This is a genomic window from Hymenobacter swuensis DY53, from assembly GCF_000576555.1.
GTDB classification, from domain to species: domain Bacteria; phylum Bacteroidota; class Bacteroidia; order Cytophagales; family Hymenobacteraceae; genus Hymenobacter; species Hymenobacter swuensis.
The window spans coordinates 618,126-634,815 of record NZ_CP007145.1; the positions used below are offsets into that span (position 1 = coordinate 618,126).

Sequence of the window (16,690 nt, forward strand, 5' to 3'; positions counted from 1 at the left end):
TCCATGTCCCTTCCCATTTCCCGGCAAGCCTACGCCGATATGTACGGCCCTACCACCGGCGACCGGGTGCGGCTGGGTGATACCGACCTCGTAGTTGAGGTGGAGCACGACTACTGCGTGTACGGCGAGGAATGCAAGTTTGGGGGCGGCAAGGTGCTGCGCGACGGCATGGGCCAGGCCGCCGGCATTTCCCAGGCGGAGGCCCTGGACCTGCTCATCACCAACGCCCTCGTGCTCGACTACACCGGTATCTACAAGGCCGACATCGGGGTGAAGAATGGGCGCATTGCGGGTATTGGGAAGGCCGGCAACCCGCATATTATGCCGGGCGTGACGCCGGGCATGACGGTGGGCGTGACCACCGAAGTGGTGGCGGGGGAGGGGCTCATCCTCACGGCCGGCGGCATTGATTGCCACATCCACTTCATCTGCCCCCAGCAGATTGACGAGGCCCTGGCCGCCGGGCTCACCACCATGCTGGGCGGCGGCACGGGGCCGTCGGCGGGCACCAGCGCTACTACCTGCACGCCGGGCGCGTTCTACATCGAGATGATGCTGAAGGCCACCGATGCGTTTCCGCTCAACTTCGGCTTTCTGGGCAAGGGCAACACCTCCCGCCCCGAGGGTCTGCGCGAGCAGCTGGAAGCCGGGGCCCTGGGCTTCAAGCTGCACGAGGACTGGGGCACCACCCCCGCCACCATCGATACTTGCCTGCAGGTAGCCGAGGAGTACGACGTGCAGGTGTGCATCCACACTGATACGCTCAACGAAAGCGGCTTTGTGGAAAACTCGGTGGGCGCGTTCAAGGGCCGCACCATCCACAGCTACCACACCGAGGGCGCGGGCGGCGGCCATGCCCCCGATATCATCAAAATCTGCGGCGAGCCGAACGTCATTCCCTCGTCCACGAACCCCACCCGGCCCTTCACCAAGAACACCATCGACGAGCACCTCGATATGCTCATGGTCTGCCACCACCTCGACCGCAATATTCCCGAGGACGTGGCCTTTGCGGAAAGCCGCATCCGGGGCGAAACCATTGCCGCCGAAGACGTGCTGCACGATTTGGGCGCGCTCAGCATCATCAGCTCCGACTCGCAGGCCATGGGCCGGGTGGGCGAGGTGGTGACGCGCACCTGGCAGACGGCCCACAAGATGCGCCAGCAGCGCGGCCTGCTGCCCGAAGACGCCGCCCGCGGCTGTGACAACTTCCGGGCCCGGCGCTACGTGGCCAAGTACACCATCAACCCCGCCCGCGCCCACGGCTTCGCGCAGCACATCGGCTCCGTCGAAATGGGCAAGCTGGCCGATCTGGTGCTCTGGAAACCCGCTTTCTTCGGCTCCCGGCCCGAAATGGTCATCAAAGGCGGCGTTATCGTGCGCAGCCAGATGGGCGACGCCAACGCCTCCATTCCCACGCCCCAGCCCTCGTTTTCGCGGCCCATGTTCGGGGCCTTCGGCGGCGCGGTGGGCCCCACGTCGCTGGCCTTCGTCTCGGGGGCTTCGGTGGAGCACGTGCGCGCCTCCTACGGCCTGAAAAAGCAGGTGGTAGGTGTGCAGGGCTGCCGCACGGTGCAGAAAAAGGACATGGCCTTGAACGACTACCTGCCCAACATCGAAGTAGACCCCGAAACCTACCGTGTCACCGTCGACGGCATCCACCTCACCTGCGAACCGGTGGACTCATTACCCCTGACGCAGCTGTACAATCTGTTTTAGAGCTAGATGCTAGAAAGCTAGTTCCCCTCCTTGGAGAGGAGGGGCTAGGGGGTGGTTGATTCGTTGAACGGCTCGCTAGCTTCTAGCTCTAGTATCGTTCGACCGTCGTCAACCACCCCCAATCCCTCCTTTCCAAGGAGGGGAGCTAGTTGCTAACTCCTAGCTCCTTACTTCTCACTTCTAACTCCTGAAATTGTCTACTCGCCTCGCCCGTCTGCTTCACCTCGCCGATTCGGCCCTGCCGACGGGTGGGTTTGCGTATTCGTATGGGCTGGAGAGTAGCCGTACGTTTGGGTTGGTGCAATCGGAAAGCGGGCTGCGGAATTACCTGTACTCGTTTTTGCAGCAGGCCGTGGGGCTGGAGGTGCCGTTTCTGAACGCCTGCTACCGGGCCGCTTTGCCCGCCGGGGCTGAGGCCCTCCGCACCATTGTGCAGGAGTACGACGCCCAGTTGCTGGTGCCGGCCCTGCACCGCGGTAGCCTCACGCAGGGCAAAACCTGGCTGCGGCTGCTGCACTCGTTTTACCCGGCCGCTGGCCTGCCCGCCCTGGGCGAGTGGCTGGCCGCCGAGGAGTTGCCGCTGCACTTCGTGCCCCTATTGGCCCTGAGCCTGCGCCGCCTCGAATACACCCTGCCCGAAATTCACACGCTCTACCTGCACTTGGCCCTGCGAGACCAAGTCAGCGCGGCCATCCGGCTGGGCTGCCTGGGCCCCATGGAAGGTCACCGCCTCCAGCACGAGTTCTACGCCATCTTCGACGACCTGCTGCTCGGTGCCGATGCCCTCGACCACCGCCATGCTACCCGCTCCGCCGTCCTGCTCGACGCCGCCCAGATGCTGCATGAACAGGTGTACTCCCGCCTGTTTCAGAATTGATGTAGGGGAAAGAACGATGAGAAACCAGAACGACGAAAAAGAACGTCATTCCGAGCTTGCCGAGCAATCTCGCGTGCTGATGTAAGGGTTACTATTGCAACATCAGCACGCGAGATTCCTCGGCTCCGGCTGCGCCTCTGCATGACGGCCTGGGTAGCGCATCCATTCACCCATTCATCAGTCCAACACTCCAGCCATTCACCTTCATGCCCTTAATTGATAAACTCGCCCTGCTGCTCCACGGTCATACGCACGAGTACTACGAGTCGCCCGGCGACTTCGCCCGGCGCGAAACGAGGCGGCTGCCGTCGCACCGCAATTTCCGGCAGCGAGCCTTCACGGTGGGGATTGGCGGGCCGGTGGGCACGGGCAAAACGGCGCTGCTGAAGGCGTTGTGTGAACGGCTGCGCCACGAGTTCGAGCTGGGCGTGGTCACCAACGATATCTTCACCAGCGAGGACGCTGAGTTCCTCATCCGCCACAGCGCCCTGAGCGAGGACCGGATTGTGGGCGTGGAAACCGGCGGCTGCCCCCACGCGGCCATTCGGGAGGATATTTCCCTGAACATGGACGCGCTGGAAGGCCTGATGAAGCGCTTCGATAACCGCCTGGATTACCTGTTCGTGGAAAGCGGCGGCGACAATTTGGCGGCCCATTTCAGCCGGGAGCTGGTAGACTATTCCATCTACGTCATCGACGTATCGGGCGGCGACAAAGTGCCCCGCAAGGGCGGCCCCGGCATCACCCAGTCGGACCTGCTGGTCATCAACAAAACCGACCTCGCCGAGCTGGTGCGCGCCGACCTGAGCGTGATGGACCGGGACGCCCGCCGCATGCGTGGGGAAGGACCGTTCCTGTTCGCCCGCGCCCTGCACGGTGTCGGGCTAAAGGAAATTGTGCAGCACATTCACGCGGCAAAAGCGCGGGCGTTCGAGGCCGTTGGGGCGGAGCGTCGGTAGAGTCAGTAGTATGGTAGACCGTCATTCCGAGCGTAGCCGGAGGCGAAGTCGAGGAATTTCGCGTGCTGATGTTGGGTTGGTAATTTAAGCCCCTCTCTTCTGGAGAGGGATTGGGGTGATGCGCAATCACTAGCTCTAGTGAAGCGGTAGAGATGCTTCGACTTCGCTCAACATGACGGTTACCAGTGCAACGTCAGCGCGCGAGATTCCTCGGCAAGCTCGGAATGACGTTCAGTTAAACTAATACTTCCGCTTTCCCGCGTGAAACCCCAACAGCTCCGGCGCGGCCAGTGCCTCGTGCAGCGCGTTGTAGATGGGTTGCAGGGCGGCGCGGCCGTGGCCGACGGCGCGGAGCAGGTGCAGGCCGGGACGAGCTTCGGTGAAGGCTACCACGGCGGGCTGCTGGGAGAGGTCGGGCGTCAGCTCGTGGCGAGAGTGGGGCTGCTGGGCGGCCAGCACGGCGGAAAGCTGCCGAAACCGGGCATCCTCGGGCGAGCCGGCCAGGTACACCGACAGCGTGGTCTGGTAAGGGCCGAAGTGGGCGGGTGAGGTGGCAATGTGCTCCTGGGGTTGGAAGCCGAACCGGTCGAGGGCCAGCAGCCGGCCCCCGTACGTCAGCCGGGCTTCCGACGCGTAACTATGAAATTCGAACTGCTCTCCACTGTCCATGCGGCCCGAGTGCAGCCAGTCGGCCAGCAGCAGCACGGCCCCGGGCTGCAGGTGCCAGTGCTGCTGCTGGCGGAAGCGGGCCTGGGCCTGAAGCACCAGCGGGTCAGGCAGCACTGCCGTGAGGCTGCCGGCGGCCAAGTGAGTCTCCAGGTGCTGCTCGGCGCTGGCTCCACTGTCGGAGCGGTATACGCGGGTGTTGGCCTGGGTGCTCAGCAGCAGCCGGGCGTCGGCCTGCACGTGTAGTCGCAGCCGTACCATGTCGCCCGCCAGAAATCCGCCCCCGTAGCTAGACAAAACCACGTGGCAGCCCGCCCCGTGGGTGCGCGGGTTCAGCAGCTTCAGCGGCTGCACGCTGCGGCTGCGCGTCAGCACCGACTGGCCGCGCACAGCCGTTATTTCTACTTCACTCCACTCGGGTTCTTCGGGCATAACGAACAGGTAGCAGTGCAAATATGCATTTCTACTTGTTCGTTATGCTATTCGCAGCCCCCTTAGCGCTAGTGATACGCCACTCATTGGCCTTATGGCCGGCAGCCTACGTTTTCCACTGCCAGTTGTGGAACATCGAACCCCTGATAGATAGCCAAGCAGGGCTGTGACGTGGCTTCCTCTGTTGTGACCGAGCGAAGTTGGAAAGTCACCTCAGTGCCAGCCGCTGAGGTAGCCGGCAGCGCAGAGTAAGTACCAAAGACATTGTGGTAGATGGTGCCATTATAGGTAATTGTCTTGCCCACCGTCTGGTCGTCCTCAGTCAGCTGAATCAGCGTGCCATTGCAGCTAGGGCCTAGTATGCGGCCCTTTGTGCACGTACTATAGATGGTAATGACATCGGCATCATTGCAGCTGCTAAGACCGAGTAGCAAGGTGCTGACGAGTAGGGGTAGGATCTTCTTCATGCGGGAGTTACTATAATAAGCGTATGCCCGAAGGAGACTACAGGCTGCCATAACGTTGCATCAGCTAACAGCACTCTTGTCTGCCCGGCGAAACAACGCGTGCTGCTACTCCGCCGGCCGCAGCACTGCCAGCAACTCCCGCACCTGGGCCGTGAGGCGGGCGGGTTCGTCGGTGTCGAGCAGGCGGGCGTCGAGGCCGACGCAGGTGGCTCCGGCAGCTTGCCATTCCGTGAGGCTTTCGACGGTGGCCTGAATGCCACCCGTAACCATCAGTGGCACTTGCGGCAGTGGGCCGCGCAGGATGCGTAGGTATTCCGGCGTGAGGTAGGCTGAAGGAAACAGCTTTACAAGGGTGGCGCCCAGGCGGTGAGCCTCGTACACTTCGTTCAGCGTCTGAGCGCCGGGCAGCCAGGCCAGGTTGTAGCTGCGGCACACGGCGGCCACGTCGGGGCTACACACGGGCTGGATGATAAAGTCGGCCCCGGCCTCAATGAAGCGGCCGGCCTCCTCAGCCGTGAAGATGGTACCCGCCCCCAGCAGCAGATCCGGAAAATCCGCCTCCACAAAACGTTGCAGCCGCTCGAAGATTTCCGGGGCCTGGGGGCCACGGTTGGTAAACTCAAACAGCCGCACGCCGGCCGTGTGGCAGGCCGCCAGCACCCGGCGGGCATACTCTTCCTGAGCGTGGTAGAACACCGGAATCAGCGGGTGCTGGCGAGCTTGCGTAAGGGCGTGGGCGGCAGTAAAGCGGGGCATTGGCTAGTTGTCAGTTGGTAGTTGGCGATTGTCAGTACGGATTTCCCCGGAAAAAAGCCCTGACAACTGTCAACTACCAACTGACAACTAAATAGCAAACTCGCCCAGGGCGCGGTAGACGTCGTACACGTTTTTGTCGCCGCGGAAGGTTTTGCTGATGGGCTCGGTCTGGCCGCGCACCCAGATTTTCAGCTCGGCGTCGAGGTCGAAGTGGCCGGTGGTTTCCATTGAGAACCGCTCGATGCTACGGTAGGGCAAGCTCAGGTACTCGCGCTTTTTGCCCGTTACGCCCTGCTTGTCCACCAGAATGAGGCGTTTGGTAGTGAATACCATCAGGTCGCGCAGTACGGCGTAGGCGTTGCGCACCTGCTCGCCGGGGGAAAGAAGCTGTTGCAGCTCCAGCTGCATATCCTGCGCGTCGGTTTCGGAAGCATTGCCCAGTAGGCCGTCGAGAAGTCCCATCGTAAGTAGTTCAATTGGTGGAAAGGTGGTGGAAACTACAACTCTTCCACCAGTTCCCCGATGTTTTCCAAACCTAATTCCAGCAGGGAGGTGCTGGGCGCCAACTGCGTTACGCCCCATTGCTGCTGAATGATGGCCACATCTTCGAGGGAATACTCGAAATCCTGCGCCTCAATGGCCATCAGCGCCATCAGCTGTGCTTCATAGCCTTGCTGAAAGACTATCTGGAAGAGTTCCTTCAATAAATGCCGACAATCAAACTGGGTGAGAGCGTACACCATCGTGCCGTTGGAGCCGCGCGTTTCCGGCCGCTGAATGGCGCGCAGAAGCGGCGTAACGGCCCGTTCATCCCCCAGGTACGCCAAGCCCATAGCGGCCCGGTTGCGCCACCCACGCTCCGCAGTTTCCAGCAGATACAGGTAGAATTGCACTACTTCCTCAGTGCCAATGGCCGTTAAGGCCTCAAATGCTTCATAAGCCGCCTCCGGATCGGGGCCGAGGGCTTGGTTCCTGAGTGATTCCAGACTGGAGGATGCGTTGGGCATTGCTATAAAAAAGCAGCCGACCCCACCGGGGCCGGCTGCTGAAAGCTACCACAAAAACGGCAGTGCTTAGTTGGTGCCGCCGGTGCTGGCGCCGGTCGGTTTCTTCTCCTGCTGCTGCAAAGCCGACTGCTGCATGGGGTTGGGCTGGGCGCGCTGCTGGTACTCAAACAGCTCGAAGCGCGACGGCGCGGCTTTCTGGGGCCAGCTGTTGTTGCTCAGGTCGGTATCGGCGGTTTGCTGCAAGGGGTCCAGCACGAAGCTCACCACCGGCTTTTCGGTGATGAACACCTTGGTTACCTCTGCGTTGTTTTTGCGCCAGATTTCGGCCGGAATGTTCATCATTTCCTGCTTGCCGTCCTCGTAGGTCATCTGCACGATGACCGGCATGGTCAGGCCGCCCTTGTTCTTGAGGCTCACCTCGTAGAAGTGCAGGCCGCTGTTGAGGCGCTGCTGCTGCTCGGGGCTCAGGCCCTTCACCATCTGCTGGTAGCGCTGCTTGTCGGCCTCGGTGGTAGCCAGCGGGTCGTACTGGTTGTAGAAGTCCTTGAGCTCGGGCTTGTCGTCCACCAGGGTTTTCTTGATGTCCTGCAGGTTGCGCTGCTGCGAAATGCTCTGGGGAGCTTTGTTGATCATCTCCCGCTTGCGGGCATTCTCGATTTCAGGGTTTTTCGAGTCCACCGTGTACCACTTCACGCCGTCGATGGCAATGTCGGTTTTATCCACGCTGTAGAACCAACCGCGCCAGAACCAGTCAAGGTCTACGCCCGAGGCGTCTTCCATGGTGCGGAAGAAGTCGGCGGGGGTGGGGTGCTTGTAGGCCCAGCGGGTGGCGTATTCCTTAAAAGCGTAGTCGAACAGTTCGCGGCCCATGATGGTCTCGCGCAGAATGTTCAGGCCGGTGGCGGGCTTGCCGTAGGCGTTGTTGCCAAACTGCAGTACCGATTCCGAGTTGGTCATAATGGGGGTCTGCAGGCTCTTATCCGACTGCATGTAGGCCACGATGTTGGCCGGCTCGCCGCGGCGCGAAGGGTAGTTTCGCTCCCATTCCTGCTCCGTGAGGTACTGCACGAAGGTGTTCAGGCCCTCGTCCATCCACGTCCACTGGCGCTCATCGGAGTTCACAATCATGGGGAAGAAGTTGTGCCCCACCTCGTGGATAATCACCGATATCATGCCGTACTTCCGGTCGGCCGAGTAGGTGCCGTCCTTTTCGGGGCGGCCACCGTTGAAGCTCAGCATCGGGTACTCCATGCCGCCCACCGGCCCGTGCACCGAAATGGCCACCGGGTAGGCGTACGGGATGGTGAATTTGGAGTAGGTTTTGATGGTGTGGGCAATAACCTCTGTCGAGTACTTGCCCCACAGCGGGTTGCCTTCCTTGGGGTAGAAGCTCATGCACATCACCGGCACGCCGTTCTGCTTCACGCCCATAGCATCCCAGATGAATTTTCGGGACGAAGCCCAGGCGAAGTCGCGCACGTTTTTGGCGGCAAACGTCCAGGTTTTGGTGTCCTTGGAGCGCGTCAACTCGGCCCGCTCCGCCTCCAGCGGCGACACAATGAGTACCGGCTTATTGGAATTCTTGGCTTGGTCCAGGCGCTGCCGCTGGGCCGAAGACAGGACTTCCGAGGCATTCTGCAGCGTGCCGGTGGCACCCACCACGTGGTCGGCGGGAGCCGTGATGCTTACGCGGTAGTCGCCGAAGGGCAGGGCAAACTCGCCATTGCCCAGGAACTGCTTGTGCTGCCAGCCCTGGTTGTCGGAGTACACCGCCATACGGGGGTAGAACTGGGCAATTTCGTAGAGGTAGTTCTTATCCTCCGGGAAAAACTCGTAGCCCGAGCGTTGGTTGATCTTGGTCTGGTCGTTGATGTTGTAGCTCCACTTGATGCTGAACGTCACGGCCTGCTTGGGCCGCAGCGGCGTGGGCAGGTCCACGCGCATCATGGTGTGGTTAATCACATAGGGCAGAGCCTTGCCGCCCTTCATTTTCACCTCCGCAATCTTGAAGCCGCCATCAAATTCGCTTTTCTGCAGATAATCCAGCGCCTGAAACGGCATGCGGGGCTGAATCTGGCCTACCTCGGTAGCCGTGGTGATGGAGTTCTTGTCCATCACGTTCTGATCGAGCTGCACCCACAGGTAGGTCAGCACGTCGGGCGAGAGGTTGGTGTAGGTGATATCCTCGTCGCCGCTGATGGCCTGCCGGGTATCATCCAGCTTCACCCGAATGTTGTAGTCGGCGCGCTGCTGCCAGTAATCGGTGCCGGGCGCACCGGAGGCGGTGCGGTAGGAGTTGGGCGTAGGCAGCATCGTTTCGAGCTGCGCGAATTTATCGGTACCGGAGTTGGTGTTCTGCGCCGCCGTCGGCAGGGCCAGCAGCGCCGCCAGCCCGGCGGCCAGCAGAGTAGGTTTCAGCATAGAGGTGAAAAAGGGGAGAAAAAGACGTTTTGACAGGCAGTAGCAGCAATTTGGAGAAACTCGGCAGCGCCGCGTGCGGCGAAAGACGCCGGGGGCAGAAGCAGGTTGCAGGCATCGGTTCCGGAAGATACGACAACCGTTTCAACCCTGCACCAGGCCCAGCAGCAGCACCAGGGCAATGCCCAGGGCCGCGCCGGTGGTTACCAGCAGCCAGTCGCGGCGCGCCACCCGGAGGCCCCGCAACAGCCCGAAGCCCAGCAGCAGAATCAGGCCCACAATGAGCAACTGGCCCAGCTCCACGCCTACGTTAAAGCTCAGCAGCTCCAGCACCGGCCGGCTCTGGTGGCCCAGCAGCTCACGCAGGTAGCTGGAAAAGCCCAGGCCGTGAATCAGCCCGAACACGGCCGCCAGCAGATTGGGCAGGGTGAGCAGAATCGGTTCTGGTGTGCGGCTTTCGGCTAGGCGGGCTTCCGGCTGGCCGGCGCGCAGCAGGTTCAGCAGGCAGGTCAGCACAATGGTCACCGGAATCAGCACCTCAATCAACTGGGGTGAGTACTGCACCACATCCAGCGTAGCCAGGGCCAGCGTGATGGAATGGCCCACCGTGAAGCTGGTCACCAGGGCTACCACTCGCCGCCAGTCCCGCAGCACGTAGGGCGCGCACAGGGCCAGCAAAAACACCAGGTGGTCGTAGGCCCGCAGGTTGAAGATGTGGTGAAAGCCGAGCTGGAGGTAGGTGCTGAAAACAGACATGCAGAAAATCCGGGACTGAAAGGAAGCCCAAATATCACGAACCCGAGCTGGTTTTGTAGGCGGCCTTACCATCTGACGTGAGAAGGATGTCACGAGGCGTCAGGCGGAGTGCACAAAAAAAACTCCCTGCCGACAGAGCCGGCAGGGAGTTGCAAAAGCGCGGGGAATAAGTACTATTCCTTTACAATGCGACGAACATCGAGGCCGCCTTCGGTGCGGGCGCGCAGCATGTACACGCCGCTGGGCAGTTGCGTCAGGTCAAGCGGTTGGTCGAGGCGGCCGGCGGGCACCGTGAGGGTGTGCACCTGCTGCCCGATGGCGTTATACACCGTCAGCTCTACGGCCTTGTTGTAGCCCGCCAGCTTCACCGTCAGCATGCCGTCGGTGGTGGGGTTGGGGTACAGCGTGAGCGAAGTGCCGGCCAGCGGCTTCACACTGGACGTTACCACCTGCGTAGCCGAAGGCACCGAGGCGCAACCGGCTGCATTGGTTACCACTACCGTGTAAGTGCCGTACTGAGCCGCCGAATTTACCACGTAATCCTGACCCGTGGCTCCGGGGATAAGGGTGCCATTGAGGTACCACTGGTTACCGGTGGCCGCGCTGCTGGTGAGCGTGGTAACCGGACCGTTGTAGCGCACTGAAACCGTCGGCTGAGCCGGCGTGGCGTTAATGGTTACCGTGGTGGTAGCCGTTACAGCCGAGCAGCCACCCGAAGCCGCCACCGTGTTGGTTACGGTGTAGATGCCAGGCGTGCTGGTAGCGGTATTGATGGCCCCCGTAGTGGCATTGAGTGCCAGACCCGTTGTGCTGCTGAACGTACCGGCCATTGCGCCGGTAGCTAGAGTTACCGTGGCAGGAGCCGCGCCTACGCAGTAGGCGGCATTTGCATAGCTGAAGCCGGCCGTGGCCGGAGCCGTGATGGTTACCGTAGTGGTGGCCGTGGCAACCGCGCAGCCACCCGAGGCTGCCACTGTATTGGTAACGGTGTAGGTGCCGGGAGTAGAAGTGCCGGGGGTAATAGCACCCGTAGTCGCGTTAACGGACAAGCCCGTAGTGGAGCTGAACGTACCGGCTGTTGCGCCGCTGGCCAGGGTAGCGGCCACCGTGCCACTGGCACTGGTGCAGTAGCTGGCACTGGCGTAGCTGAAACCGGCCGTGGCCGGAGCCGTGATGGTTACCGTGGCGGTAGCCGTTACGGCTGAGCAGGGGCCACTGGCGGCCACCGTATTCGTTACCGTGTAGGTGCCGGGCGTGGAGGTGCCGGGAGTGATGACGCCGGTAGTGGCATCAATGGTCAGCCCCGTAGTAGAGCTGAACGTGCCGGCCGTTGCCCCGCTCGTCAGTACCGGCGCTACGGTGCCGGTAGCCGAGGTACAGTAGCTAGCCGCCGCGTAGCTGAAGCCGGCCGTGGCCGGAGCCGTGATGGTTACCGTGGTGGTAGCCGTAGCTGCCGCGCAGCCACCCGAAGCCGCTACCGTGTTGGATACAGTGTAGGTACCGGGAGTAGAAGTGCCGGGCGTGATGGCACCGGTGGCCGCATCAAGCGTCAGGCCCGTGGTAGAGCTGAACGTGCCGCTGGCCGCGCCGCTGGCTAAGGTAGCGGCCACCGTGCCGCTGGCACTGGTGCAGTAGCTGGCCGCCGAGTAGCTGAAACCGGCCGTCAGGGCGTTGCTGATAGTAACCGTAGCCGTAGCCGACGAAGGGCAGGTGCTCCCCACGCTGTACGTCACGGTGTAGGTGCCGGGTGTGCTGGCTGTCAGGTTGATGGCGCCCGTAGCAGCATCCAGGCTTAGGCCCGTCGTGCTGCTGAAGGTGCCGCCCGCCGTGCCCGTAATGGTAGGCGTGGGGTTGGTGCCGCTCTGGCAGAAGGTGCTGTTGGCGTATGTGAAAGTAGCCGTGGTAGCGGGGTTTACTATTACCTGTACCGTGGCCGACGTAGCCGAGCAGCTACCCGTCGTTACCACTACTGAGTATACGCCGCTGGCCGTAACCGTAGCGGTGTAGGTGGCTGCAGTAGCTCCGCTGATGGGCTGGCCATCGAGCAGGAACTGGTAGGTAGCACCCGCCACGGGCGTTGCGTTGAGCGTGAGAGTGCCCGAGCCGCAGAACGTGGTAGCGGTAGCCGCCGCCAGGGTAGCCGTAGGGGCCGCCGTTACCGTCACCGTCACCGGCGAAGAGTAGATAACGCGGTTGTCTGCCGTCTGAATAACGGCCCGGAAAGTGGTAGTAGCCGTCAGGTTGCTGAAGGCCAGCGTCGCGCCGGTATTGGTGCCGGGCACGGCCACAAAGCCGCTGCCAGTGTTGGCTTCATAACCCGTGATGGTGCCCGTGAAACCAGTAAGCGTGAGCGTACCCGAGTTGGTGCCGCTGCATACGCTCGCAACCGACGAAGTAAGCACCCCGCCTTCGGTAGTAGCCAGCACAAAGAAATCATTGCCGGGCGTGATGGGCAGCGTCGATACCAGCCCGGTGGTGGGAGCCGAAGCGGCGGAGCCACCAATGCTGGCGTACGTGCCGCCGGCCGTGGCCGCCTGCGCGACTACGGAGGTAGCAGAGCCGCCGATAATGTCATCGGCTCCGTAGCTGAGCTGCACCGTGGCCGAAGCCGGCAGAGCTGCCGTGTTCTGTAGTCGTACGTAGCGCGTGGGGTTCAGAGCCGAAAGCCCGCCCGACAGCGTACCGCCGGTAGCCCCGCTGATGATGGTAGCCGTGAACGTCTGGGCACCCGAAGTGGTAATGCCGCCCACCACTACCGGCCGCCAGCCCGGCCCATCACCAACGGCGAAGGTGCGGCTCACGGCCGTGGCACTATTGACGGTGATGGCCAGGGGGCCGCGTACGTAGCTGGTAGCCGAGCCGGTAGGCGGAGCGCCCACGGTTTCGGCCAGAATGAGGGTGTTAGCTGCCGAAGTGCCCAGCACCCCGTTGGTCAGAAACAACGACTGCGTGGCGTCGCCGCGCACGGTGAGGTTGCCGCCGGCTAGGGTTACGCCGTTTGGGTTAGCAATGGAGAGGTAGTCGATAACGCGGGAGGCTGGTACCTCAAAGCCCGTAATGTGGCCCACCGATTCGGGCGCGTACAGCAGCTGCAAGGCACCGGTGCCAATATTGAAGGCCGGAGCCGCATCGAAGGTGGCCGCCGGACTGGCAGAGCCAGTGGCGCCGGCCTGAATAACGTTCAGCACTGACGTGCCGTCACCAACTGTGAGGTTGCCGGAGTTCAGCAGGCTACCCGAGAACAGGTTCACCCGCGACACTACTAGCGGAACTGCCAGCGTCACGCCGCCACCAATGTTGTCAATGGAAAGCGCCCGGACCGTCTGGAAGGTGCCGGAACCGTTCAGAGTCTGGGACACGGCCCCCGCGAAATACAAGTTGCTGTTGGTCGTAGTGCCCGTGAGTGTACCGTTGTTGGTGACGGCGGGGCCCAATAGCAGCAGCAGGTTGCCGTTCAGGTTCAGCGTCCCGCCCAGGTTAACCAGCACTGTGCTGTAGCCGTTGGTCTGGCCCACCAGAAACACGCTTTTGCCGCTGCTGATGCTCACGTTCGGTACGTTACCCCGAATGCGGAAATCGAAGTTGGTGGCCGTAGCGGCCGTGCCCGGGTTCAGGGTGCCGCCCGTGGCGTTGTAGGTGCCCGCCACGTAGTAATCGAGCGGAGTAGTAGCCGTACTGCGCTGCACCAGGTTGATGCTGCCGCCCGAAATGGTGCTGGTCCCGTTCACCCCAAACGAAGGCGTGCCGCTGGCATTGGCCACATTGGCCACGTTGATGGTTCCCGCGCTGAGCGTAAACGTCATGGCAGCGGCGGCGGTAGCACTGGTAAAGGAGCCAAACCGGCCAGCAGCCGTGAGTGTGCCGCCTTCCATGGTGTACACCGCGCCCGAGCCGAACACCAGCGAGTTGCCGGAGCCCGTGCCCACATTGTACGTGCCCGTGCTGATGCGCAGCAGGCCGTTCACGGTGCCGGAGCCCGTTTGGCCCAGCACGGTGAAGTTGGGGTTGTTCAGCCAGAAGCCGCCGGTAGCCGGAATGACGTAGGAAGCTGAGTTGCCAAACACCCGGTTGCTAACTGTATTCGAGCCCGAAATTTTCAGGGTGCCGGTCATGTCATCAACCGGCGTGGTGCCGATGGTGCGCGTGAGCAGGAAGCCGTCTGGCGTAGCCGCTGCACCCTTTACTGTAAGGGTGCTCAGGTTCATTTCCACTACATCGGCCCGCACCGACTTCGCCAGGGTCATCGTCTGCAGGTCAGTGGTGCCGGTACCGCTGAAACTGGCGTTGCCCGCGCCGGTAAAGCGCAGGTCGGAGCCCAGGGTGGCCGTGCTGCTCAAATCCAGAGTGCCGTTGTTGGTGACGCTGCCGGCCACTTGCAACTGATAAGCCGTGGTCGTGGAGGTCAGCAACGAGCCGGTGCCGGCTACGTTCAGCGAGGCGCAGCTGGCCGCCACGTCCAATGTTACGGTAGCTCCGCCCACAATTGTTACGTCATCGGCAGCGGTTGGTACCACGCCACCTGCCCAGGTGGCCGGGCTGCTCCAGTTACCGCCCGTGGCGGTAGAGCTGATGCTGGCCTGCACACGCTGGGTTTTCCGAACAGTGACAGGGGCAGGAACCTTACTGACCACGCTGCTGCTACCGCTTATCATGGGAATGGCGGCCGATGTCATGCGCGTAGCCTCTGGGCCTAACCGATGCTGAGCCTGCGTGAGCGGACTCACCAGCAAACCGCAGGTGGTAGCCAACAACGGCAGCCACCTGCGGTGATTAACAACCGGAACTCGTCTGGCTGTTGCATTTTGTATTGTTAGAATCATGCAAAAAATGGGTAAGGGTGGAAAATGAATAAGTACAGCCCGCCAAACGAACTCGCTAAGCAGGTGCAGTAAGGCAGGAAAAGGGCATCGAAGCCAGTGTAAATAGCTATAAGAAAGCGTCGCTATGAATGAATGACTACTAGATGAAAAGCAAAAAATACCTCTTAAATACAAAGCTGTAAGATAAAGTAAATATTCTGTTTGTTCAGAAAATAATATAAGATGATATGCAAGCCTGTGTGATATTTTTACCGAATTGTTGGTTTTGCCATTCCTTTATGAAAATAACACTACTGCTACTGTTGGTAACTCTATGTTTCCGCACCACGGGTAGCCAAGCCCAAACCACCATGCCGTTGCCCCGCACGCTGTCGGAAACTGCTCTCACCCGCGCCGATACGGCCCGGGCCGTGCATGAGCTATTCAAAAGCCGGCGTGGCGGGGCCGCATCTTGGCTTGGGCTGGGAGTAGCCAGCTTGGCGGCCTCTATTCTGCCCGCTCAGCAGTCTACCAGCGCCGGGGTCTGGACGCCGGGTGTAGTGGCGGGAACTGCGTTTGTGGGTATCGGACTAAACAAAACCATTGGGTTCTGGTGGAGCAAGGAGCGCAAGGTGATGCGCGAGCTAGCTGCCACGGGTCATCTGCCGGCCAATATCAGCCGCCGCATCAAGGGCAATTTCAAGCCCCTGCCCGGCTCTGCTTCCGAGTACAACCCGCTGGTAGCAACGGGAGTGGCTATAGTGCCAACCAGCGTCGCGGCATCAACCAACATCAGCATTCCAGTTGCGGGGGTAGCTACTTCCGGCTACACGCTCACTGATTCGCTGGATGCGGTGGCAGCGCTGTTTCAGAATATGCGCCTAATGGGACAGTTGCCAGCGTTGGCAGTGCTGCCCGCCGCCCGATTACTTTCGGGTAGCAGTGAGGCCGACCAGCAGTACAATGTCTACACAGGCCAGTATGAGGAAAACGAGCCGTCGGCCGGGGCGGTAATTGCCGGACTGGGGCTGGCTATTGGCGGCGTTACGTACATGTTCATCCACAATGCGCCGTACTCCAACGCTAAGTATACCGAACTGGTGACGGCCTCTCGGGCCGGGGCACCAATTCCGGTCAAATGGCGGGCTCAGCTCAAGCCCAAGCATTTCGACCAAGGCCAGGAACTGCGTAAACGTATGCTGCACCGCGAAGCCCGCAAAAACCGGAACAAATAAGCAGCTGAAAGCCCCACCAATATAGTGTCGGTGGGGCTTCCAGTTGATGACAACATGAAGGTGCGCAGCGGCATCGGTGTAAAAAAACTGTGTTCTAAAATACATGTAACACAATATTCTACTTAGAAAGTGAGTTGTTTTTGCGTACTTCTTTAGCCTCATAAATTCCATGAAAACGATTATTCCCATTGTATTACTACTAGGGGCCACCAACGCCAGTTTGGCCCAGACCATCACCCTCGTCCCGGTGGCCCCTGATGCCGCCGTAGCCGCCCCGGTTCGACCTTTATCGGATAGCACGCGGCAGGCGGTGCACAAGCTGTTCAAGTGGGGCCGCCTGTATGGGCTCATCTCCACAGTTAGCGGCGGCTTGGTGCTGGGCAGCAGCACCGGCTACGCCATCGGCGGCGACACGAACTGGAAAAACCTGGGCAGCATAGCCATGGGCGGCACGGCACTGGCCCTCGGAACTACCAGCCTAGTGCGCTTCAGCCGCCGCCGCGAGCGGGCAGTGTTGGCGGCTTTGGAGCGCGGCGAAACCCTGCCGCCATACGTGATGCTCATGTCACCATTTCTACCCAAAAAGTAATAGTAAAAGA

13 protein-coding genes are annotated in these 16,690 nt (G+C 61.3%); 5 read left to right on the forward strand and 8 right to left on the reverse strand.

Annotation, left to right across the window (positions count from 1 at the left end):
- Positions 1-3: 3 nt before the first annotated feature.
- The 3 genes from ureC (at position 4) to ureG (ending at position 3,555) form a co-directional block, all read left to right on the forward strand.
- The gene (gene ureC, locus HSW_RS04170) at positions 4-1,719 is read left to right on the forward strand and encodes an urease subunit alpha (RefSeq protein WP_044000942.1); all 1,716 of its coding nucleotides are present in this window, start codon (positions 4-6) and stop codon (positions 1,717-1,719) included.
- 193 nt (positions 1,720-1,912) lie between these two features.
- Positions 1,913-2,596 (forward strand): urease accessory protein UreF, encoded by a 684-nt coding sequence (locus HSW_RS04175; RefSeq protein ID WP_044000943.1) that lies wholly within the window; start codon positions 1,913-1,915, stop codon positions 2,594-2,596.
- Positions 2,597-2,802: 206 nt separating this feature from the next.
- Positions 2,803-3,555, forward strand: coding sequence for an urease accessory protein UreG (gene ureG, locus HSW_RS04180; protein WP_044000944.1), 753 nt, complete (start codon positions 2,803-2,805; stop codon positions 3,553-3,555).
- Positions 3,556-3,795: 240 nt separating this feature from the next.
- Here ureG and HSW_RS22490 read toward each other — a convergent pair whose 3' ends face one another.
- The 8 genes from HSW_RS22490 to HSW_RS22495 all read right to left on the reverse strand — a co-directional run bounded on the left by HSW_RS22490 (position 3,796) and on the right by HSW_RS22495 (position 14,805).
- Positions 3,796-4,653, reverse strand: coding sequence for an urease accessory protein UreD (locus HSW_RS22490; protein WP_052346099.1), 858 nt, complete (start codon positions 4,651-4,653; stop codon positions 3,796-3,798).
- Positions 4,654-4,745: 92 nt separating this feature from the next.
- Positions 4,746-5,120, reverse strand: coding sequence for a hypothetical protein (locus HSW_RS04190; protein WP_044000945.1), 375 nt, complete (start codon positions 5,118-5,120; stop codon positions 4,746-4,748).
- 105 nt (positions 5,121-5,225) lie between these two features.
- The gene (locus HSW_RS04195; RefSeq protein ID WP_044000946.1) at positions 5,226-5,876 is read right to left on the reverse strand and encodes a beta/alpha barrel domain-containing protein; all 651 of its coding nucleotides are present in this window, start codon (positions 5,874-5,876) and stop codon (positions 5,226-5,228) included.
- An 87-nt stretch (positions 5,877-5,963) separates the two neighbouring features.
- Positions 5,964-6,338, reverse strand: a complete 375-nt coding sequence (locus HSW_RS04200; RefSeq protein ID WP_044000947.1) for a PH domain-containing protein — start codon at positions 6,336-6,338, stop codon at positions 5,964-5,966.
- A gap of 35 nt (positions 6,339-6,373) precedes the next feature.
- Positions 6,374-6,883 (reverse strand): HEAT repeat domain-containing protein, encoded by a 510-nt coding sequence (locus HSW_RS04205; RefSeq protein WP_044000948.1) that lies wholly within the window; start codon positions 6,881-6,883, stop codon positions 6,374-6,376.
- 66 nt (positions 6,884-6,949) lie between these two features.
- Entirely contained in the window at positions 6,950-9,304 is a 2,355-nt protein-coding gene (locus HSW_RS04210; RefSeq protein WP_044000949.1) for a M1 family metallopeptidase, read from the reverse strand.
- A gap of 141 nt (positions 9,305-9,445) precedes the next feature.
- Positions 9,446-10,057, reverse strand: coding sequence for a HupE/UreJ family protein (locus HSW_RS04215; protein WP_044000950.1), 612 nt, complete (start codon positions 10,055-10,057; stop codon positions 9,446-9,448).
- 173 nt (positions 10,058-10,230) lie between these two features.
- Entirely contained in the window at positions 10,231-14,805 is a 4,575-nt protein-coding gene (locus tag HSW_RS22495) for a T9SS type A sorting domain-containing protein (RefSeq protein WP_197031939.1), read from the reverse strand.
- 350 nt (positions 14,806-15,155) lie between these two features.
- Here HSW_RS22495 and HSW_RS04225 point away from each other — a divergent pair, with 350 nt between their 5' ends.
- On the forward strand, positions 15,156-16,091 hold the full coding sequence (locus tag HSW_RS04225; RefSeq protein WP_044000951.1) for a hypothetical protein: 936 nt from the start codon (positions 15,156-15,158) through the stop codon (positions 16,089-16,091).
- 169 nt (positions 16,092-16,260) lie between these two features.
- Positions 16,261-16,680, forward strand: a complete 420-nt coding sequence (locus tag HSW_RS04230) for a hypothetical protein (RefSeq protein WP_044000952.1) — start codon at positions 16,261-16,263, stop codon at positions 16,678-16,680.
- Positions 16,681-16,690: the final 10 nt, after the last annotated feature.